General features: G+C 73.4%; 19 protein-coding genes. 8 read left to right on the forward strand and 11 right to left on the reverse strand.

Going from position 1 to position 20762, the window contains the following annotated elements; translation table 11 throughout:
* Window positions 1–36: 36 nt before the first annotated feature.
* The 4 genes from ACZ6RC_RS31365 to ACZ6RC_RS31380 all read right to left on the reverse strand — a co-directional run bounded on the left by ACZ6RC_RS31365 (window position 37) and on the right by ACZ6RC_RS31380 (window position 4509).
* Window positions 37–1485, reverse strand: a complete 1449-nt coding sequence (locus ACZ6RC_RS31365; protein ID WP_469589667.1) for a peptidoglycan D,D-transpeptidase FtsI family protein — start codon at window positions 1483–1485, stop codon at window positions 37–39.
* Window positions 1486–1598: 113 nt separating this feature from the next.
* Window positions 1599–2249 carry a response regulator transcription factor gene (locus tag ACZ6RC_RS31370; RefSeq protein ID WP_453615054.1) on the reverse strand — a complete coding sequence of 217 codons (651 nt, stop codon included), beginning with the start codon at window positions 2247–2249 and terminating at the stop codon, window positions 1599–1601.
* Window positions 2246–3493, reverse strand: a complete 1248-nt coding sequence (locus ACZ6RC_RS31375) for a sensor histidine kinase (protein ID WP_469589670.1) — start codon at window positions 3491–3493, stop codon at window positions 2246–2248. Before ACZ6RC_RS31375 ends, ACZ6RC_RS31370 begins: the two co-directional genes overlap by 4 nt.
* A complete protein-coding gene (locus ACZ6RC_RS31380) occupies window positions 3490–4509 on the reverse strand; it encodes a hypothetical protein (protein ID WP_469589674.1) in 1020 nt (339 codons plus the stop codon). Before ACZ6RC_RS31380 ends, ACZ6RC_RS31375 begins: the two co-directional genes overlap by 4 nt.
* Before the next feature lie 229 nt (window positions 4510–4738).
* Here ACZ6RC_RS31380 and ACZ6RC_RS31385 point away from each other — a divergent pair, with 229 nt between their 5' ends.
* Window positions 4739–5233, forward strand: a complete 495-nt coding sequence (locus ACZ6RC_RS31385) for a cupin domain-containing protein (RefSeq protein WP_391140549.1) — start codon at window positions 4739–4741, stop codon at window positions 5231–5233.
* Between the two features lie 61 nt (window positions 5234–5294).
* Here the strand turns inward: ACZ6RC_RS31385 and ACZ6RC_RS31390 are convergent, their stop codons facing one another.
* Window positions 5295–6065, reverse strand: coding sequence for an IclR family transcriptional regulator (locus tag ACZ6RC_RS31390; RefSeq protein WP_453615046.1), 771 nt, complete (start codon window positions 6063–6065; stop codon window positions 5295–5297).
* A gap of 118 nt (window positions 6066–6183) precedes the next feature.
* Between ACZ6RC_RS31390 and ACZ6RC_RS31395 the strand changes: the two genes are divergently transcribed.
* The 3 genes from ACZ6RC_RS31395 to ACZ6RC_RS31405 all read left to right on the forward strand — a co-directional run bounded on the left by ACZ6RC_RS31395 (window position 6184) and on the right by ACZ6RC_RS31405 (window position 9680).
* Entirely contained in the window at window positions 6184–7680 is a 1497-nt protein-coding gene (locus ACZ6RC_RS31395) for an aldehyde dehydrogenase (NADP(+)) (protein ID WP_453615043.1), read from the forward strand.
* 167 nt (window positions 7681–7847) lie between these two features.
* Window positions 7848–8555, forward strand: coding sequence for a DsbA family oxidoreductase (locus ACZ6RC_RS31400; protein ID WP_469589679.1), 708 nt, complete (start codon window positions 7848–7850; stop codon window positions 8553–8555).
* Window positions 8556–8624: 69 nt separating this feature from the next.
* Window positions 8625–9680, forward strand: coding sequence for an aminotransferase class V-fold PLP-dependent enzyme (locus tag ACZ6RC_RS31405; RefSeq protein ID WP_469589683.1), 1056 nt, complete (start codon window positions 8625–8627; stop codon window positions 9678–9680).
* Between the two features lie 114 nt (window positions 9681–9794).
* Here the strand turns inward: ACZ6RC_RS31405 and thpD are convergent, their stop codons facing one another.
* The 5 genes from thpD to ACZ6RC_RS31430 all read right to left on the reverse strand — a co-directional run bounded on the left by thpD (window position 9795) and on the right by ACZ6RC_RS31430 (window position 14419).
* Window positions 9795–10682, reverse strand: a complete 888-nt coding sequence (gene thpD, locus ACZ6RC_RS31410) for an ectoine hydroxylase (RefSeq protein WP_391140544.1) — start codon at window positions 10680–10682, stop codon at window positions 9795–9797.
* Window positions 10683–10684: 2 nt separating this feature from the next.
* Window positions 10685–11083: an ectoine synthase gene (locus tag ACZ6RC_RS31415; protein ID WP_391140543.1), complete on the reverse strand. Its 399-nt coding sequence runs from the start codon at window positions 11081–11083 to the stop codon at window positions 10685–10687.
* A gap of 33 nt (window positions 11084–11116) precedes the next feature.
* Window positions 11117–12412: a diaminobutyrate--2-oxoglutarate transaminase gene (gene ectB / locus ACZ6RC_RS31420; RefSeq protein ID WP_391141184.1), complete on the reverse strand. Its 1296-nt coding sequence runs from the start codon at window positions 12410–12412 to the stop codon at window positions 11117–11119.
* Between the two features lie 23 nt (window positions 12413–12435).
* A complete protein-coding gene (ectA, locus tag ACZ6RC_RS31425) occupies window positions 12436–12948 on the reverse strand; it encodes a diaminobutyrate acetyltransferase (RefSeq protein WP_391140542.1) in 513 nt (170 codons plus the stop codon).
* Window positions 12949–13318: 370 nt separating this feature from the next.
* Window positions 13319–14419, reverse strand: a complete 1101-nt coding sequence (locus tag ACZ6RC_RS31430) for a pyridoxal-phosphate-dependent aminotransferase family protein (protein ID WP_469589802.1) — start codon at window positions 14417–14419, stop codon at window positions 13319–13321.
* Between the two features lie 233 nt (window positions 14420–14652).
* On the opposite strand from ACZ6RC_RS31430, the gene ACZ6RC_RS31435 reads away from it, so the two are divergent.
* The 3 genes from ACZ6RC_RS31435 to ACZ6RC_RS31445 all read left to right on the forward strand — a co-directional run bounded on the left by ACZ6RC_RS31435 (window position 14653) and on the right by ACZ6RC_RS31445 (window position 17966).
* On the forward strand, window positions 14653–15750 hold the full coding sequence (locus tag ACZ6RC_RS31435) for an amidohydrolase family protein (RefSeq protein ID WP_469589687.1): 1098 nt from the start codon (window positions 14653–14655) through the stop codon (window positions 15748–15750).
* 229 nt (window positions 15751–15979) lie between these two features.
* Complete coding sequence (locus tag ACZ6RC_RS31440) at window positions 15980–16699, forward strand: siderophore-interacting protein (protein WP_469589690.1); 720 nt, start codon at window positions 15980–15982, stop codon at window positions 16697–16699.
* A gap of 307 nt (window positions 16700–17006) precedes the next feature.
* Window positions 17007–17966 (forward strand): SCO1860 family LAETG-anchored protein, encoded by a 960-nt coding sequence (locus ACZ6RC_RS31445; RefSeq protein WP_469589694.1) that lies wholly within the window; start codon window positions 17007–17009, stop codon window positions 17964–17966.
* 369 nt (window positions 17967–18335) lie between these two features.
* Here ACZ6RC_RS31445 and cobC read toward each other — a convergent pair whose 3' ends face one another.
* On the reverse strand, window positions 18336–20030 hold the full coding sequence (cobC, locus tag ACZ6RC_RS31450; RefSeq protein WP_469589697.1) for an Rv2231c family pyridoxal phosphate-dependent protein CobC: 1695 nt from the start codon (window positions 20028–20030) through the stop codon (window positions 18336–18338).
* Between the two features lie 6 nt (window positions 20031–20036).
* Here cobC and ACZ6RC_RS31455 point away from each other — a divergent pair, with 6 nt between their 5' ends.
* Complete coding sequence (locus ACZ6RC_RS31455) at window positions 20037–20762, forward strand: ZIP family metal transporter (protein ID WP_391140537.1); 726 nt, start codon at window positions 20037–20039, stop codon at window positions 20760–20762.

The raw sequence follows: 20762 nt of genomic DNA on the forward strand, positions 1-20762 counted from the left end.
AAGGAGACCGCCACCTCCTTCTGGCCTACACCGAGGTCACCTCAGCGCCGCCTTCATCATCTTCTGCGCCACCGGGGCCGCCAGTCCGTTGCCGCTGACCTCCGAGCGTGCCGCGCCCGAGTCCTCGATCAGGACGGCGACCGCGACCTCCTTGCCGGTGCCCGCGTCCTTGGCGTAGGACGTGAACCAGGCGTACGGCGTCTTGCTGTTGTTCTCGCCGTGCTGCGCGGTGCCCGTCTTGCCGCCGACCTCCGCGCCGTCGATCGCCGCGTTGCCGCCCGTGCCTTTCTCCACCACGGTCACCATGGCGCTCCGCAGCTGCTCCGCGACCGACGAGGAGAGGATCCGCTCGGTCTTCCCGTCCTCGAAGGACTCCAGGGCGTCCCCGTCCGCGTCGGAGACCTCGGAGACCATGTGCGGCGACGCCATGAGTCCATCGTTGGCGATCGCCGCGGACACCATGGCCATCTGCAGCGGGGTGGCCGTCACATCGAACTGGCCGATCCCGGTCAACGCCGTCTGGGCCTTGTCCATGTCGGACGGATACACACTCGGATAGGCGCGCACGGGCACGTCCTGCTCGGTGTCGCCGAAGCCGAACTTCTCCGCCATCGCCTTCACCTTGTCCTGGCCGAGGTCGACGGCCAGCTTGGCGAAGACGTTGTTGCAGGAGTACCGCAGGGCGGTGCGCAGGGTGGCGTTCTCGCAGGGCGCGGAGGCGTTCTCGTTCTTCAGGACGGTCCGGGTGTTCGGCAGCGTGTACGGATCGGGGCTCTCGGTCGGCGTGTCGACCGAGCCGTACAGCCCGTCCTCCAGCGCGGCCGCCGCGACGACCAGCTTGAACGTCGACCCGGGCGGCAGCGGCTGCCGCAGCGCCCGGTTGACCAGCGGCTTGTCCTCGTCGGTGGTCAGCTCCCGCCAGGCGGAGCCGTCGTTCAGGCCGGCGATCTTCGAGGGGTCGTAGGACGGGGTGGAGACCAGGCCGAGGATCCGGCCGGTCTTCGGGTCGATGGCGACCGCCGCGCCCTTGTTGTCCCCGAGCGCTTCGTACCCCGCCTTCTGCACGGCCGGGTCGATCGTGGTCAGGACGTCGCCCGGCTCCTGCGCCGAGCCCGTGAGGGCGTCCAGCGGGTTCTTCAGCCGGGTGTCCGTGCCGTCCAGGACGTCGGAGTAGATGCCTTCCAGCTGGGTGGAGCCGTACGCCTGCGAGCTGTAGCCGGTGACGGCCGCGTACAGCTCACCGTCGGTGTAGTCCCGCTTGTACGCGAGGTCGGTGCCCTCCGTCTTCTTCGAACCGGTGACCGGCGAGCCGGCCACGATGATGTTCCCGAGCGGCTGCGCGTACTGCGCCATGATGTTCCGCCGGTTGCTCTTGTCGTCCGCGAGGGCCTTGCCTTCGTACGCCTGTATCCAGGTCGCCCGGCCCAGCAGGGCGAGCACCAGGAGCAGCGCGAAGACCGAGGCGCGCCTGATCGTCTTGTTCATCCCATATGCGGGACGACCGAAGGGGGACCGGACGTTCCGGATGTGTCCGGTTTCTCAGGGAACCTTCATGCGGTCGTCGGGTGTAGGTTCGATTCAGGATCCGGCGTGCGGGCTCACCCCGCTCTGACGAACCCCGACTCGTACGCCAGGATCACCGCCTGCGTCCGGTCCCGGGCGCCGGTCTTCGCCAGGACCGCCGCCACATGGGTCTTCGTCGTCGCCGGGCCGACCCCCATCCGGGCCGCGATCTCCGCGTTCGTCAGGCCCGTCGCCATCAGGCGCAGCACCTCCGACTCACGGTCGGTGAGCCGGGCGGCCCAGGGCGGCGGCGCCGAGGGACCGCGCCGGGCGTGCTCGGCGGCCAGACCCCGTACCGCCGCCGGATAGAGCAGCGAGTCGCCGCGCGCCACCAGGCGTACCGCCCCGACCAGCTCCTCCACCGCCGCCCGCTTCAACAGGAACCCCGCCGCGCCCACCCGCAGCGCGTCGTAGACGTAGGAGTCGTTCTCGAAGGTCGTCACCACCACGACCCGCGGGGGCTCCGCCATCCCCGCGAGGATCTGCTCGGTCGCCCGGATCCCGTCGATCTCCGGCATCCGCACGTCCATCAGCACCACGTCCGGCCGCAGCTCGCGGACGACCGACACCGCCTCGGCGCCGGTCGAGGCCTCGCCGACGACCGTGAGGTCCGGCTCCGCGTCCAGGATGACCCGCAGGGCGGTGCGGACCATCCGCTCGTCGTCGGCGAGGACGATCCGGATCATCGTCCACCCGCCACGGGCAGCCGGACGGCGAGCCGCCACATCCCGTCGGCCGGCCCTGCCTGGGCCGTGCCGCCGAGCAGCCGGGTCCGCTCGGCGATGCCCCGCAGGCCGCGGCCCCCGTCCGGGCGGGCCACCGGCGCGCGGCCGGGCAAGGGGTTCTCCACGGTGATCTCCAGCTCCTCTTCGTGCAGGGCGAGACGCGCGGTCACGCGCGCCCCCTCCGCGTGCCGGGCCGCGTTGGTCAGGCCCTCCTGGACGATCCGGTACGCCTCCCTGGACACCGCCTCCGGTATCCGGTCCAGCGTCCCGGTCACGGTCAGCTCCACCCGCCGTCCCGCCCCCGCGACCAGCGCGTCGAGCGAGCCGAGCCCGGGCCCCGCCGGCTCGCCCTCCTCGTCGCCCCGGCGCAGCAGGCCGAGGACCGCGTCCAGTTCGCCGACCGTCCGCCGGGTGGTCTCCTCGATCGCCGCCAGCGCCTCCCGGACGAACTCCACATCGGAGTCGAGGACCTTGCGGGCGGCGCCCGCCTGGAGCGTGACGGCGCTGAGCGCGTGGCCGACCGAGTCGTGCAGTTCGCGGGCGAGCCGGTTGCTCACCGCCAGCTCGGCGGCGCGCCGTTCGGCCGCCGCGAGACGGTCCACCCGGCTCGGGCCGAGCAGCCGCGGGGCCAGCCGGGCGAGCAGCCCCCCGGCCCCCGCCGCGACGGCGGAGAGCGCCAGGAGCATCAGCAGCCCCAGGGGGACGCCGGCCCAGGCCGCCCAGGCGTGGTCCGCGTTCCCGTAGAGGCTCGCCGCCGAGGCCCGCAGCGAGGCCGAGAACGGCAGGGCGATCAGCGTGAGCGCGAACGGCGGCACGGCGAGGGACGCCCCGCTGACCAGCGCGCCGGCGCCGAGGTGCAGCGTGAACCAGGCCGCCGTCCGGGCCTGGTCGGCCCGCCCCCGGGCCGGGCTGTCGGCCAACCGGTGCGCCGGCACCCCGCACAGCGCCTGGACCGCCGCCACCGACATCGGCCGGACCAAGGGGAAGAACGAGGTGGCGGCGGCGATCGGCACGCCGATGGCGTACGCCGCCGCCTGCGCCGTCAGACCGCCCGTGAACGCGGATGCCCCGCCGGCGAGCGGCCCCGCGACCACGGTGCCGACGAGCCAGTACGGCATGAACAGGGCGCCGCCGAGGATGAGATGGATCCACCGTCGTCGCGTCCGCTGCCCGAGCAGGGCGCGGACGGCCCGGCGGGCTCTCACGCGGCGCGTCGGCGGAGGAAGACGGCCAGACAGCCGGCGAGCAGGAACCCGGTGATCATTTCGCCAGCGTAGGTCACCTCCATCAGGACCGAGTGCGCTTTCTCCTGATCGGTCTCGGGCATCAGCGACACCAGGCTCAGATACGCGCCCCAGCAGCCGAGACCGCCCGTGGCGACCCAGCCGGGGCCGAGGACGGCGAGGACCGGGAGCCCGCGGGGCCGTCGGGAGACGAGGAGCAGGACGGCGCCGACGGCGACGGCGGCGAAGAGCACCCGCGTCCACTCCAGGACGGCGACGTCGGAGGTGCGCTGTGCCATGCGGGCCGCCGAGAGGCCGGCCGTGGAACCGAGCGCCCACCGCACGTGCGGCGCGGCGGAGGCGACGGCGAGCACGGCGGCGGTCACGGCCGCGATCCGCACCGGGGCGCCGGTGGACCGGGCGGGCAGCTCGCCGAGGGTGCCGCGCCAGAGGGGGCCCCACCGGTCCCGCGCGTAGAGGAAGAACAGGGCGCCCAGGGCCGCTCCCTGGACGATGAAGCCTCCGTAGACGACGCCGAAGACCCACTCGTCGAGGAACGGCCGGGCCGGACCGCCGTCGGCCGTGCGGTTCCCCGGGCCGGTGAACAGGGCGGTGGCCAGCTGCGCGGGGAAGGCGACCATGATCGGGGCGAGCAGTCCGGTCGCCACCCACAGGGGGAACGCGAGCAGCCAGGCCCGTACGCGCAGGCCCCACGGCTCGGTGAGCAGCCGGGCGAGGACCACGACCAGGGCGTCGGCGACCACGGAGACCGTGTTGGCGACGACCAGCAGCGTCCGGTGGTCGAGGAGCGGGCTCCCGGTCGGGATGCCGATCTCGCTGCCCGCCACCCAGGCGATCTTGAGGGCGATGTAGGGCAGGCAGGCCACCGCGGCGAAGGTCCGCAGGACGCGGCGGGCGGTGCCGGGGCGCGCCGCCCGGGTGGTGCCGGGGCGGTCCGCGGCGGCGGGCCGCGGCGCGGGAGGGAGGGTCCGTGTCATGGCTCTCACGCTTCCGTGCCGGCGGCCGCCGCACCTCCTGCCCGGCGACGATCCGCCTCCGCCGGGCGGGGGAGACGGCCTCGCACCCCGGGGGAGAGCCCCCCGCATCCGGGGGAGACGGCGTCGCGCCCCGGGGAGGCGGCGTCACGCACGGCCCGGGAATTGACCCATGATCTCGGGTGCCGAATGCACCCTGTCATCGGTCACTGTGCGCACTAAAGTGATCTTCATGAACACGCCGCAGACCTTCGCCCCGCTCCTGACCCGCGCCGCCGACGCCGAGACCACCGCCGACCCGAGCAGTGTGATGACCCTCCTCGCCGACTCGGACACCACCGGCGGTCTGCTCACCAGTTACCGCTCGTCCTTCGCGAAGGGGGCCGTCGGCGCCCCGGCGCACTTCCACACCAAGGCGTCGGAGATGTTCTTCGTCCTGGGCGGCTCGCTCCAGGTGCTGGTCGGCGAGGAGCTGAGCGTGCTGGAGGAGGGCGACTTCCTGCTCGTGCCGCCCCACACCCCGCACGCCTTCGCCGCCGCCCCGGGCGCCGAGGCCGACGTGCTCTTCGTCTTCACGCCGGGCATGGCCCGCTTCGACTACCTGCGGCTGCTCGGCCGGGTGATGCGGGGCGAGGCGAGCTTCGAGGAGATCAAGGAGTCCTCCGAGCGCTTCGACAACCACTACGTCGACAGCCCGGTGTGGCAGCGGGCGCTCGCCGAGCGCTGACCGCCGTGCGGGGCGGGGCGCTTCCGGCGCCCCCGCCCCGCACCCTCGGGGCCGGCGCCCGTCAGAGCCGGCGGGTCGCCAGGGTCAGCCGGTCGCGGGCGTCGAACAGCGCGTCCTTGATCATCTGCTCGTGCCCCGGGGTCAGCCGCGCCACCGGCACCGAGCAGCTGATCGCGTCCCGCGCCGGGGTCCGGTACGGGATCGCGATGCCGAAGCAGCGCAGCCCGAGGGTGTTCTCCTCGCGGTCCACCGCGTACCCCTGCTCGCGGATGAGGCGCAGCTCCTCGATGAGCTTCTCGCGGTCGGTGACGGTGTGCTCGGTCAGCGCCGGCAGCGTCTCCGGCAGCATCTTGCGGACCTGCTCGTCGCTGTGGGTGGCCAGCAGCGCCTTGCCCAGCGAGGTCGAGTGGGCGGGCAGCCGACGGCCGACGCGGGTGAACGGCCGCAGGTAGTGCTGGGATTGACGAGTCGCCAGGTAGACGACGTTGGTGCCGTCGAGCCGCGCCAGGTGGATGGTCTCGGTGGTGTCGTCGGAGAGCCGGTCCAGGGTGGGCCGGGCGGCGGCCACCACCTCGTCGCCGTCGATGTACGACGTGCCGACCAGCAGGGCGCGGACGCCGATGCCGTACCGCGTGCCGGTCGCGTCGGTCTCCACCCAGCCCAGCTCGACCAGGGTGCGCAGCAGCATGTACAGGCTGGACTTGGGGTAGCCGACCGCTTCCTGGACGGCGGCGAGCGAGTGCATCCCGGGCCGCCCGGCGAAGTACTCCAGCAGCTCCACCGTCCGCACAGCGGACTTGACCTGTGACCCACCCGTGTCGGCCGTCGACATCACCCTCGCCCCTCTCGTCGCCGCCCCTTGTGGAGACGGCCCGCCCGTCAATAGAGTCCCATTCAGCTACAGGAATCGTGTTCAGAATAGCGAACAGCTCGTGAAGAGGGGCATGTCGGTGGCGGCTGAATCAGTGTGGAGTGTGGACCCCCGGACGGGGAAGCCGCGCGAACAGGTTGCGGTGGAGGCCACAGCGGCGGAGGTCGACGAGGCGGTGCGGGCCGCCCACGCCGCCCGGGGCGCGCTCGCCGACCGTACGGCGCGGGCCGCCCTGCTCCGTACCGCCGCCGACCTCCTCGACGGGGCGGCCGCGCACGTCATCGAGGCGGCCGACGCCGAGACCGCGCTCGGACCGGTCCGGCTCACCGGCGAACTCGCCCGCACCACGGCCCAGTTGCGCTCCTTCGCGGCCGTCGTCGAGGAGGGCGCCTTCCTCGACGTACGCATCGACCTGCCCGATCCGACGACCACCCCGCCCACGCCCGACCTGCGGCGGTGGAAGATCCCGCTCGGGGTCGTCGCCGTGTACGCGGCGAGCAACTTCCCGCTGGCCTTCTCCGTCCCCGGGGGCGACACCGCCAGCGCGCTCGCGGCCGGCTGCCCCGTGGTGGTCAAGGCCCACCCCGACCACCCGGCCACCTCCGAACTCTGCGCGTCCCTGCTGCGCCGCGCCGCGGCCGCCACCGGGCTGCCGGAGGACGTCGTCGTCCTGGTGCACGGCTTCGACGCCGGCGTGGAGCTGGTCCGCCACCCGCTGGTCGCGGCGGCCGGCTTCACCGGTTCCGTACAGGGCGGGCGGGCGCTCTTCGACGCGGCGGCGGCCCGGCCCGTGCCCATCCCCTTCCACGGCGAACTCGGCTCCCTCAACCCCGTCGTGGTCACCGACGCGGCGGCCCAGGAGCGGGCCGAGGAGGTCGGGACCGGCCTCGCGGGCTCGATGACCCTCGGCGAGGGCCAGTTCTGCACCAAGCCCGGGTTCGTCCTGGCGCCCGCGGGCGAGGCGGGCGACCGGATCGTCGGAGCGCTCACGGCCGCCGTCAGCGAGACCGAGCCCGGCGTCATGCTCGACCACCGCATGCGGGACGCCTTCGTCGACGGCGTCCGGGAGCGGGCCGGGCTGCCGGGGGTGGCCGCCCCGGTCACCCCGGGCGCCGGCGGGGAGCACACCGTGAGCGCCGGCGTCCTCACCGTCGAGGCGGCGGACCTGCTGAAGGGCGGGCACGAACCGCTCCTGGAGGAGTGCTTCGGCCCCGTCACCGTCGTCGCCCGCTACTCCTCCCGCGAGGAGGTCAGCGAGATCCTGTCCCGGCTGCCCGGCAACCTCACGGCGACCCTGCAGATCGCGACCGACGACGACCCGGACGCCCCCGGCCTGCTCGCCGAGCTCACCCCGCTGGCCGGCCGCGTGCTCGTCAACGGCTGGCCGACGGGCGTGGCGGTCGCGAACGCCCAGCACCACGGCGGACCGTACCCGGCCACCACCTCCACCTCCACCTCGGTCGGTGCCACCGCGATCGAACGCTGGCTGCGCCCGGTCACCTACCAGTCCACCCCCCAGCACCTGCTCCCCCCGGAGCTCCGCGACGGCAACCCGCTCGGCCTGCCGCGCCACTGACCCGGCCGGGAACGATCGCCGGCGCCGCGGCCCCTCACCGGCGCCGGCGAGGGGCGCGCGTGCCGCGGCTCACAGCGGCCCCGGGGGCGGAATGAATCCGGCGGGGCGGGGCGTTCCCGCCTCGGAACACCCCCCCATCCCCGCCACCTCCGGAGAGAAGCAAGAACATGCGCGTCGAGATCTGGAGCGACATCGCCTGCCCCTGGTGCTACATCGGCAAGGCCCGCTTCGAGAAGGGACTGGCGGAGTTCGCCCACCGCGACGAGGTCGAGGTGGTGCACCGCTCCTTCGAGCTCGACCCGAACCGTCCGCAGGGCGACACGGCGCCGGTGATCGACATGCTCGCCGCGAAGTACGGCCGTACGCGGGAGGAGGCCCGTGCCATGGAGGCCCACGTCGCCTCCAACGCGCACGCCGAGGGCCTGGACTACCGCACCGAGGGCCGGGACCACGGCAGCACCTTCGACATCCACCGTCTGCTGCACCTGGCCAAGGCGCGCGGCCGGCAGAACGAGCTGCTGGACCTCGCCTACCGCGCCAACTTCGCCGAGGAGCGGTCCGTCTTCGACGCCGGGACGCTGGTGACCCTCGCCGTGGAGGCCGGTCTGGACGAGGCCGAGGCCCGCGCGGTGCTCGCCGACCCGGGCGCGTACGCCGACGAGGTGCGGGCCGACGAGCGGGAAGCGGCCGAGCTGGGGGCGAACGGAGTGCCATTCTTCGTCCTCGACCGCCGCTACGGCCTCTCCGGCGGCCAGCCCGCCGAGGTCTTCACCCAGGCCCTGGAGCAGGCCTGGCAGGGCCGGGTGCCGCAGCCGGCCGGCGGGCCCGCGGCCGACGCGGCTGCCTGCGACGTCGACGGGACCTGCGACGTATAAGCGACCCTTGGGGATTCCCCTTGATCGCTCGCCGTTGACGGGAGATCGAGGGGGATCCAGGCTGGGGTCATGGATTCCCTGGACCCCCTCGGCGGAGCCGAGTTCGCGCCGAAGCAGACCTATCTGAACACCTCCGCCTGCGCGCTGCTGCCCCGGAGGACCATCGAGGCGATCACCCTGCTCGCCGAGGAAACCGCGGCCGGCCGCCCCGACGGCGCCGGCAGCTTCGACATCGTCGACGAGGCCCGCGCCGCCTTCGCGCGCCTCGCCGCGGTCGGCCCCGACCGGGTCGCCGTCGGCAGCTCGGTCTCCGTCCACGTCGGGATGATCGCCCAGTCGATGCCGGCCGGCGCGGAGATCCTCTTCCCCGAGGGCGACTTCAGCTCCGTCATCACCCCCTTCACCGTGCGCGGCGACCTCAAGACGCGGTTCGTGCCCCTGGAGCGGCTCGCGGAGTCCGTACGGCCCGAGACCGCGCTCGTCGCCTTCTCCTGCGTGCAGTCGGCGAACGGCCGGACCGCCGACCTGGCGGCGATCCGGGCGGCCGCCGCCGCCCACGGCGCCCGTACGCTGCTCGACGCCACCCAGTCGGCCGGCTGGCTGCCGCTGCGGGCCGGGGACTGGGACTACACCGTGTCGGGCGGCTACAAGTACCTGCTCTGCCCGCGCGGGGCGTCCTTCCTCACGGTCACCGAGGAGGCGCAGGACTCGCTCGTGCCGATCCACGCCGGCTGGGTCACCGGCGAGGAGCTGTGGGCCAACAGCTACGGTCCCGTCCGTGAACTGGCCCGCTCCGCCCGCCGGTTCGACGAGCCGGCGGCCTTCCTCTCGTACCATGGCGCCGCCCGTTCGCTGGCGCTGCTCGAGGAGATCGGCATCGAGCGGATCGAGGCGCACAACAAGGCGCTCGGCGCCCGCTTCCGGGACGGGCTCACGGCGCTCGGGCACGCGCCCGTGCCGGACGTCTCCGGGATCGTCGCGGTCCCGGGCCTCGGCGACCGGCAGGCGGCGCTGCGGGAGGCGGGCGTGCTCACCTCCGCCCGGGCGGGGAACCTGCGCGTCTCCTTCCACCTGTACAACGGCGCGGCGGACGCGGACCGCGCCCTGGACGTCATCGCCGGCTGACCCTCCCGGGATCCCGCCGGCCTGCCGGAGCCGCACGCGCGGACGCCCCCGGACGCCAGGCCGTGGCCTGATGTCCGGGGGCGTCCGCGGTGGGGGAGCCGGGGCCCGCGCCCGTCACCGTACGGGTGTGAAGTCCCGCGCGCCGATGAACTCCGGTCGCCGTACCGGCGCGGCGAACGGCTCCACGGCCGTGTTCTCCACACTGTTGAAGACGATGAAGACGTTGCTGCGCGGGTACGGCGTGATGTTGTCGCCGGAGCCGTGCATGGCGTTGCAGTCGAACCAGGTCGCCGACCCGGCCCGGCCGGTGAAGAGCCGGATGCCGTGCGCGTCCGCCAGGCTCGTCAGCGCCTCGTCGGACGGCGTGCCCGCGTCCTGCATCTGGAGCGAGCGCTTGTAGTTGTCCTTCGGGGTGGCGCCCTCGCAGCCGAGGAACGTCCGGTGCGAGCCCGGCATGATCATCAGGCCGCCGTTGGTGTCGTGGTTCTCGGTCAGCGCGATCGACACCGACACGGTCCGCATCCGCGGCAGGCCGTCCTCGGCGTGCCAGGTCTCGAAGTCCGAGTGCCAGTAGAACCCGGAGGCGCCGAAGCCGGGCTTCACGTTGATCCGCGACTGGTGGACGTACACGTCCGAGCCGAGGATCTCGCGGGCCCTGCCCACCACGCGCTCGTCCCGGACGAGCCGGGCGAAGACCTCGCTGATCCGGTGGACCTCGAAGACCGAGCGGACGGAGCCGGACTGCGGCTCGATGATCGAGCGCTCGTCCTGCCGTACCGCCGGATCGGCGATCAGCCGGTCGAGCTCGGACTTGTAGACGGCGACCTCGTCGTCGGTCAGCAGGTCGGGCTGGGCGAGGAAGCCGTCCCGCTCGTACGAGTCCAGGCCCGGGCCGCCACGGCCCCACACCACCGGGTCGCGCCGGGGCGTGAGCACCTCCGAGGCGCCGCGCGTCGGGTAGAGGTCGGTCGACTTCGTGTGGTCGGTCAGTACGTCGGTCATGCTCAGGCCTCCTCCGTGAGCAGGGGGTACACCCCGTTCTCGTCGTGGTCCTCCCGCCCGGTGACGGGCGGGTTGAAGACACATACGCACCGGAAGTCGGTCTTCGGGCGCAGTGTGTGGCGCTCGTGCCCGTCCAGCAGGTACATGGTGCCGGGCTCGATCCAGTGCTTCTCGCCGGTCTCGTCGTCCGTCAGCTCGGCCTCGCCCTCGACGCACAGGACGGCCTCGATGTGGTTGGCGTACCACATGGACGTCTCGGTGCCCGCGTACAGCACGGTCTCGTGGAGCGAGAAGCCGACCTTCTCCTTGGCGAGGACGATCCGCTTGCTCTCCCAGGTACCGGACTTGGACCTGACGTGGCGGTCGGTGTTCTCGATGTCCTTGAACGATCGGACGATCACGGTAGGTGCAACTCCCTTGGGTGTACGGGTTGATCAGGCGGTCTCGTGGACCGCGCGGGACAGCGTGCGCAGCCCCTCGTCCAGCTCCTCGGGCGAGATGGTCAGCGGCGGCAGCAGCTTGACGACCTGGCTGTCCGGGCCCGAGGTCTCCAGCAGCAGGCCCAGCTCGAAGGCGCGCGCGCAGACCTTCGAGGCCCGCGTGCGGTCCGCGAACTCCAGGCCCCACACCAGACCGCGGCCGCGGTAGTGGGCGCCGTCGGCGGAGTTCTCCTCGCAGAGGGCGAGGAGCGCCTGCTCGACCTGCTCGCCGCGGGCCATGGTCTGCTTCTCCATCTGGCCGTCGGCCCAGTAGGCGTCCAGCGCGGCCGTGGCGGTGACGAAGGCCGGGTTGTTGCCGCGGAAGGTGCCGTTGTGCTCGCCCGGCTCCCACACGTCGAGCTCCGGGCGGAACAGGCAGAGCGACATCGGCAGGCCGTAGCCGCTGATCGACTTCGACAGCGTCACGATGTCGGGGGTGATGCCGGCCTCCTCGAAGGAGAAGAACGCGCCGGTCCGCCCGCAGCCCATCTGGATGTCGTCGACGATCAGCAGCATGTCCTGGCGGCGGCACAGGTCGGCGAGGGCGCGCAGCCACTCGGCGCGGGCGACGTTGATGCCGCCCTCGCCCTGCACGGTCTCCACGATCACGGCGGCGGGCTTGTTCAGACCGGAGCCCTGGTCCTCCAGCAGCCGCTCGAACCAGAGGAAGTCCGGCAGCTGGCCGTCGAGGTAGTTGTCGAACGGCATCGGGGTGCCGTGCACCAGCGGAACACCGGCGCCGGCGCGCTTGAAGGCGTTGCCGGTGACGGCGAGCGAGCCGAGCGACATGCCGTGGAAGGCGTTGGTGAAGGAGACCACGGATTCGCGGCCCTTCACCTTGCGCGCCAGCTTCAGAGCCGACTCCACCGCGTTGGTGCCGGTCGGGCCGGGGAACATCACCTTGTACGGCAGCGAACGCGGCTCGAGCACGACCTTCTGGAAGGTCTCCAGGAAGCTCCGCTTGGCGGTGGTCGCCATATCGAGACCGTGGGTGATCCCGTCGCGTTCCAGATAGTCGATGAGAGCCCGTTTCAGCACGGGATTGTTGTGGCCGTAGTTGAGCGAACCGGCCCCCGCGAAGAAGTCGAGGTAGGTGTGCCCGTCCTCGTCGACGAGGTGGGCGCCCTGGGCCCGGTCGAACACGGTGGGCCAGCCACGGCAGTAGCTGCGCACCTCCGACTCCAGGCTTTCGAAGACGCTGAGTGCGGAGGGCGCGCCGTCATAGGCCGCTCGGCCGAGGGCGGTGGGGATCGGGTGGGCGGGCGGGGTGATGGTCACAGCGATTCTCCTGTGGGCTGGAAGGGGCCGATGCGGTACAGGACTTCGGGCTCGTGGGTGGCGCCGTCGGGGAACAGGCCCCCGTCGAAGAGGACCTCGCGCTCCAGACGGAGCCCGTGCCGCCGGGCGTAGGACGTGAAGAGCCGGTCGGATGCCGTGTTGTCCGGCGTGACGGTCGTCTCCACGGCGTCGGGGGCGATCCGCGCGGTCAGCGCGTCGAGGAGCACCCCGGCGAGGCCCCGGCCCTGGTGTCCGTCACCGACGGCGATCTGCCAGACGACGAGGGTGCCGGGACGGTCCGGCCGCAGGTATCCGGTGACGAAGGCGATCGGCTCCCCGTCGGCGTCGCGTGCGACCAGTGACGTGGCGGCGAAGTCGCGGCACCACAGCAGATAGCTGTACGAGGAGTTCAGGTCCAGTACCTCGGAATCGCGGGCAATGCGCCAGATCGCGGCTCCGTCCTCTACTCGTGGGCTTTCTACGGTCATGGCTGCTTGTGCGGCGGTCATGCTGAGGGAATTTACCCAGCGGAATTCTCGATTGCACCCCCGGAAGGGGTGGGCAAAGTGGCCGGAACGTGTTATCCGCGCGAGCGCGAAAGACGACCGATTTGCCCGTAAATACCCGTACGAAACGGACGCGATGTGGAGTCCGTCACAACATCAACAACGTCCGGAAGTGGTGAGCAAACTCTAGCGTTTGCGCTCGCGGATTCGGGGCAGAAGAAGCCGGAGACCTCAATTGGACGGGAAAGGGAATTCGCTTGCGGAAGGCGCGCCGGTATTTCCCTCGGAAATGTGAAATGCCGCGACCGGGAAGCCGGTCGCGGCATTTCGTGTACGACGGGGCCCGCCGCGGGGCGGGCCCTAGGGGCTTTCCTTACCCCCACGCCGCCGCGGCCGCGCGCAGCGCCGCCTCCGGGTCGACCGCCCGGCCCGTCCCGCCGAGCGCGGTGCCCAGCGCCGCCAGTGAGGCCGACACCGTGTCCCGGGTCGCGTCCGCGCCGTAGTGGTTGACCCGGATCATCTCCTTCGCCAGCGCGCCGCCGCCCGCGATCAGCGGCACCGAGGGATCGACGGCCAGTGCACGGGCCACCAGCTCGGAGGCGTCGACACCCTCGGGGGAGCGCAGCGTGGTGGCGACCGGGGCCGCGTCCCGCGCCTCGTACACGTACGGCTCCAGGCCCCCGCCCAGCGCCGCCGCGCCCGCGCGGGTCGCCGCCGCCGCCGCCGCGTGGCGCGCCATCAGCGTGTCCAGTCCCTCGGCCTCGATCCGCTCCACGCACGCTTCCAGGCCCAGCATCTCCAGCTGCGCCGGCGCGTGCGGCAGGGCCTTGCGCCCGCCGTCGATCCAGCGCTCCTTCCAGTCGAGGAGGGAGAGGTACGAGCGGCGCGGCGCCCGCGGGTTCGCGGCGAACCGCTCCCAGGCCCGCTCGCTGACCGAGACGGCCGACACGCCGGCCGGGCCGCCCATCGCCTTCTGCGCGCCGATGATGCACAGGTCGACGCCCCAGGCGTCGGGCAGCACCGGCTCGGCGCCGATCGACGCCACCGCGTCCAGATAGAACAGCGCGCCGTGCGCCCGCACGACCTCGCCGATCTCCGCGACGGGGTTGGTGTTGCCGGTCGCCGCCTCCGCGTGCACCAGGGACACGAAATCGGTCTCCGGGTGCTCGTCGAGGGCGCGGGCCACCTGCGCGGCCGTCACGGCCGTGTGGAAGGGCACGGACAGGTCCACGACGGTGGCGCCGCAGTCCCGCAGCCAGTCGCCGAAGGTCTGGCCGTACGGGCCGGTGACGATGTTCAGGGCGGTCGAACCGGGCCGCGCCCCGCTGCGGATGCAGCCCTCCAGGGGCAGCAGCGCCTCGCCCTGGGTGATCACCACGTCCTGCTCGGTGGAGAGCAGGGCGGCGACCCGCCGCTCGATGGACGCGAAGCGCGCGGCGGTCAGCGGAGGCAGGTCCAGAAACGGGTGTGTCACGGTCACGGCGGTGCCTTCTTCGACTCGGATCGGTGCAGGTGGGGCTCGGCTCAGCGTACCGAGGGGGCGGCCGGGGCCCGGGGCCGCACCGGGGTCCCGGCGGGCCGGGCGAGGAGCCGGCGGAGGGGGCGGGCCGGGTCAGGCGACGAGCCTCGGGACCGGGCCCGGTGGGCCGGGCGACGAGTCTCGGGAGGGGCTCCCGGCGGGGCACCCGCCCCTCGTACAGTGCAGGCATGAGCGATCACGTGGTGCTGCATGTGAAGGGGCGGGTGCTCGTCGGCCCGGAGGACGTCCGGGACGAGCTGTGGGCGGTCGACGGGCGGATCACCTTCGAGCGCCCCACGGGGCTCCCGGCCGGCGACACACTGACCGTGACGGGCTGGGCCCTCCCCGGCCTCGTCGACGCGCACTGCCACGTCGGGCTCGACCGGCACGGCCCGGTGGACGAGGCCACCAGCGAGAAGCAGGCCCTCACCGACCGTGACGCGGGCACGCTCCTGATCCGTGACGCCGGATCCCCGTCCGACACCCGCTGGATCGACGACCGCGACGACCTCCCGAAGATCATCCGCGCGGGCCGTCACATCGCCAGGACCCGCCGCTACATCCGTGACTACGCCCATGAGATCGAGCCCGCCGACCTGGTGGAGTATGTCGGCCGGGAGGCCCGGCGCGGTGACGGCTGGGTCAAGCTCGTCGGCGACTGGATCGACCGCGAGGCGGGCGACCTGACCGCCTGCTGGCCGCGCGCCGAGGTCGAGGCGGCGATCGCGGAGGCGCACCGCCTCGGGGCGAGGGTCACGGCGCACTGCTTCGCCGAGGACTCGCTGCGGGATCTGGTCGAGGCGGGCATCGACTGCATCGAGCACGCCACGGGGCTGACCGAGGAGACCATCCCGCTCTTCGCCGAGCGGGGCGTCGCGATCGTCCCCACGCTCGTCAACATCGCCACCTTCCCGCACCTCGCGGACGGCGGCGAGAAGAAGTTCCCGCGCTGGTCGGCGCACATGCGACGCCTGCACGCGAGGCGGTACGACACCGTCCGCTCGGCCTACGACGCGGGCATCCCGGTCTTCGTCGGCACCGACGCGGGCGGCTCGCTGGCCCACGGCCTGGTGGCGGCCGAGGTCGAGGAGCTGGTAAAGGCCGGCATCCCGCCGATCGAGGCCCTCTCGGCGACCGCCTGGGGCGCCAGGTCCTGGCTGGGCCGCCCCTCGCTGGAGGAGGGCGCCCCGGCCGACCTGGTGGTCTACGACGACGACCCGCGCGCGGACGTCCGCGTCCTGGCGGCACCGCGCCGGGTGATCGTCAACGGCCGGGTCATCGGCTGAGACACGACCGGCGCGAACGGCGCGAACGGCACGACCGGCGGGATAGTGAGACCGGCGAGACCGGCGAGACCGGCGAGACCGGTGCGACCGGTGGAACGGCGCGGCGCGCGGTGGCGGTCCGCATGGCCCGCGGGCCGGTCTGGGGCCCGTCAGGCCGCGCGACCGACTCCCTCCACGGCCCTTAGGTTAGGCTGACCTAAATTCAGGGGATCCAGGGGAGGAGACCGCGGTGGGGCATGGCTGGGAGGGCGTCGTCCTCAAACTGCTGCGCGGCAAGGACTTCACGTTCACCGTGACCGGAGCCGAGCAGGTGACCGAGCACTACCGCCGGGTGCATCTCACGGACGGCGGTCTGCTCGCCGCCGCCGGAGTCCACCCGACGATGTGGGTGCGCCTCTGGTTCGAGGACGCGGGCAAGCCGCACCAGCGCGCCTACACCCTCGTCGACCCCGACCCCCCCGCAGGAACGTTCAGCCTGGAGTTCGCCCTCCACGACGGCGCCGCCAGCCGCTGGGCCCGCGACTGCGCCCCCGGCGACACCATCGAGGCCACCCTGCAGGGCACCGGCTTCGCCGCCCCCGAGCCGCGCCCCGGGCGTCTCCTCGTCGTCGGTGACGCCGCCTCGCTGCCCGCCGTCAACTCCCTGCTCGACGCGGTGCCCGGAGTCCCGGCCACCTACTGGTTCGAGACCACTCACGACTCCGACGCGAGCCTGCCGATCCGGCTCGACCCCGACCTGCACGAGGTGCGCCGGGTGCCGCGCGAGCGCGGGGGAGCGGCGCTCGTCGAGCGCGTCAAGGCCGAACTGCCCGCGCTGGCCGGGGACGACCCCTACGTCTGGATCGCCTGCGACACGGCGACGACCCGCGCGCTCGGCACGTACGTACGCAAGGAGCTGGCGCTGCCCAAGGAGCGCGTCCACTCGCTGGGGTACTGGCGCGCCGACTGACCGCCCAGCTGGGGCGCGGTGTTGACGGACCGTTACCTCGGCTCGGCGCGTCTCGTTGAAGGCGGCTCTTCCGGGCCGCGCCCACCCCCCTGCCACGCGACGCGCGGGGCAGGCGGGAACGCGTGTGCCGAAAGATTCGAAAACAGGAGCGGAAACCCCCCTTTGGAGTGAACTGACGCCAGGTGTCTGCCGGTTCACTCTCCGTGCGTAAAGATTCCGGTGTCTCGAGTCGTCGACTCCGCGCCGGCCACGTGTCCCCGTGGTGAGCGGCCGGCGACGCCATGTCTCCTGTGGGGGTTCCACCACCTTGAACAGCAACGCCTTCCGCCTGCCCGTACGCCGTACCGCGGCCGCCGCGACCTCCGTCGCCCTGGCCGTCGGCCCCGTGGTCCTCGCGGCCCCCGCGGCGCACGCCACGGGCGGCGAAGGACGCGCCACCGCCGTCGTCCTGCGGACCGGCCTCGACGTCTCCCTGCTCAACAAGACCGTGAACGTGCCGCTGCGCGCCTCCCTCAACGAGGTCCAGGCCCCGGCCAGCGCCGACAAGACGGCGCTCACGGTCACCCTCGACGGCGTCGAGAAGGGCAAGCCGGTCTCCATCCTGCGCGCCGACGTGGCCACCGCCAAGGCGACCGTGGAAGGCGACCGTGCCGAGGGCTACGCCAACATCGCCAAAGCGCGGGTCCACGTCCCCGGCCTGCCGGCGCTCTCCTTGATCGAGGTCCAGAAGGTCACCTCCAAGGCCGTCTGCGAGGCGGGCGCCAAGCCGGTCGCCGAATCCAACGTGCTCGGCCACGTGACGGTCCTCGGCAAGAAGACCACCCTCTCCAGCGGCGGCCGGACGAAGGTCACCGTGCCCGGCGTCGGCGAGGTGACCCTCGACCTGTCGAAGACGTCCACGACCTCGCGCACGGCGGCCGCCACCGCCCTGGAACTGAAGGTCGCCGTCAACCCGCTCAACCTCAACGTGGCCGAGGTCAACGGCGTGCTGACCCTCGCCGAGGCGACCTGCGAGACCCCGAAGAAGACCCCGCCCACCCAGAAGCCGACCCAGGACCCCACGAAGCAGCCCACGAAGGAGCCCGCCGCGCCGCCCACCGACGGCGGCGGCGTCGAGACCCAGAACGGCGGCTCGGACCCGGCCGACCAGAACCTCGCCGAGACCGGCGGCAGCTCCACCACCCCCTACCTGGCGGGCGGCGCCGCACTCCTGCTCGGCCTCGGCGGCAGCGCGCTCGTCCTGGCCCGGATCCGCGCCCGCGGCTGACCGACCCACCCGAGGGGGACGAGGGGGGACGCACCGGGGGGTGCGCAGGGGGGAAAACGACGGAGGGGGACCGGGCGGGGGGGGGGGGGGGGGGGGCCCCCCCCCCCCCCCCCCCCCCCCCCCCACCCCCCCCCCCCCCCCCCCCCCCCCCCCCCCCCCCCCCCCCCCCCCCCCCCCCCCCCCCCCCCCGGGGGGGCGGGGGGGGGCCCCCCGGGGGGGGGGGGGGGGGGCAAACCCCGGGGGGGGGGCGGGGGGGGGGGGGGGGGGGGGCCCCCCCCCCCCCCCCCCGCCCGCACGCGCCCTAGCCGCCCGCCCGCACGCGCCCTAGCCGCCCGCCCGCACGCGCCCTAGCCGCCCGCCGCACGCGCTCTAGCCGGCCGCCAGCAGCGCCTGGTCCAGCGCCTGCAGGAAACGGTTCGTCGTCGTCCGGTCCCGGACCGCCAGCCGCAGCCAGTTCCGGTCCAGACCCGGGAACGTGTCGCCCCGGCGCACCGCGAACCCCAGCGCCCGCAGCCGCTCCCGCACCGCGTCCGCCCGCTCGATCCGGACCAGCACGAACGGACCCTCCGCCGCCGCCACCGCCCGCACTTCGTCGAACTCCGCGAGACCGGCCAGCAGATGGGCCCGCTCCACCCCCACCCGGTGCGCCGCGTGCTCCGCCTCCGCCAGCGCCAGCCGCGACATGCACGCCTCCGCCGCCACCAGCGCCGGAGTCGACACCGGCCACAAGGGCTGCGCCCGCTCCAGAACCGAGACCGTCTCCGGATCCGCCAGGACGTACCCGACCCGCAGACCCGCGAGCCCCCACGTCTTCGTCAGGCTCCGCAACACGACAAGACCCGGCACATCCGTCCGCCCCGCCAGCGCCTCCCGCTCGCCCGGCACCGCGTCCATGAACGCCTCGTCCACCACCAGCGTCCGCCCCGGCCGCGCCAACGACGCGATCGTCTCCGCCGGATGCAGCACCGACGTCGGATTCGTCGGGTTCCCGATCACCACCAGATCCGCGTCCTTCGGCACCGCCGCCGGATCCAGCCGGAAACCGTCCTCCTCCCGCAGCAGCACCCGGCCCACCTCGTGCCCGGCGTCGCGCAGCGCCGCCTCCGGCTCGGTGAACTGCGGATGCACCACCACCGGCCGCCGCGCCGGCAACGCCCGTGCGAGCAGCACGAACGCCTCCGCCGCACCCGATGTCAGCAACACCCGCCGGGCCGGCACGTCATGCCGCTCGGCGACCGCCGCCCGCGCCGCCCGCCCGTCCGGATAGACCGCCAGACCCGCCAGCGAGGCCGCGATCCGCTCCCGCAGCCACTCCGGCGGCGTGTTCGTCCGGACATTGACCGCGAGGTCGATCAACTTCTCGTCCCGTACCTCCGCGTCACCGTGATGACGCAGATCGTGGGCATCGGAGTGCGTATGCGTATACATGGCCACCGTGGGGGGGTGAGTGGGGGGAGTGCGGAGCTCGGGGACCGGGTCGAACGCCGCCTTCCCAGCGGTGTACCCGTGACCCCGGGGCAACAACCGTGCGGCGGTGGACTCTTCGTTCGCCACGAACGGGAGAGAACGGGCGATCGCACACGTAACGCCCCGCGACTTCCGCTTCGGCACCACGAGTTCGGCCCCCGCGGCCCCACCGTCTCCCGCGCCCCCGCCGTCTCCCGCGCCCCCGCCGCCTCCCCGGGCCCCGCCGTCTCGAAGGATCCCGTGGGCTCCCTCGGCCCGGGCGCCCGCCAGAGCCGCCGCCTCCGCCACGGACGCCGTCCCTGTCGCCGCCCGCGCCACCGACGACGGATGCGGTACCGGTACGGACGCCAGCGTCTCGGCCCCGAACGCCCGCACCGGCACGCCCCACCGCTCCGCCGCGCCCGCGATCCCCGGCTCCCCGGCCCGCGCGTCCAGCGTCGCCAGCGCCACCACGTCGGCGACCGTCAGGCCGGCCTCCCGCAGGGCCGCGTCCAGCAGGGCCAGCACCTCGTCCACCGACACCCCCGAGCGGGCCCCCACGCCCACCACGACCGCGCCGGTACGGAGGTGCGCGGACGCCGCGCGATCCGATAGCAAGGGCCCATGGCCGTTCTCGTCGCGCTCGGCGCGTTCCTGATGACGCTGTTCGGCGGATGGACGGCCGGCCGCGTCACCGACCGGCGTCACCTGGTCCTCGGCCTCGCCGGCGGACTGATGCTCGGCGTGGTCGGACTCGACCTCCTGCCCGAAGCCCTCGCCGCCGCCGGGACCGAGGTCTTCGGCGTACCGCAGGCCCTGCTCCTCTTCGTCGGCGGTTTCCTCTTCGCCCATGTGGTGGAACGTCTCCTCGCCGTCCGCCAGGCGGCACACGGGGTCGCCCCCGGCGAACGCGTCCCGCAGGTGGGCCTCACCGCGGCCGCCGCGATGGTCGCCCACAGCCTCATGGACGGCATCGCGCTCGGCGCCGCCTTCCAGGTCGGAGGCGGCATGGGTGCCACCGTCGCGCTCGCCGTCATCACCCACGACTTCGCCGACGGGTTCAACACGTACACGATCACCAGCCTGTACGGGAACGCCCGCCGCAAGGCGGTCCTGATGCTCGTCGCCGACGCGTGCGCACCGATCGTGGGAGCCGCGTCCACCCTGCTGTTCACCCTTCCGGAGGAACTTCTCGGCAGCTACCTCGGCTTCTTCGGCGGCGCCCTGCTCTACCTCGCGGCCGCCGAGATCCTTCCCGAGGCCCACCACGACCACCCCGCCCTCTCCACCCTGCTCTGCACGGTCGGGGGCGTGGCCTTCATCTGGCTCGTGGTGGGCGTCTCCGGCTGA

The sequence above is a fragment of the Streptomyces sp. NPDC048353 genome (assembly GCF_055587165.1).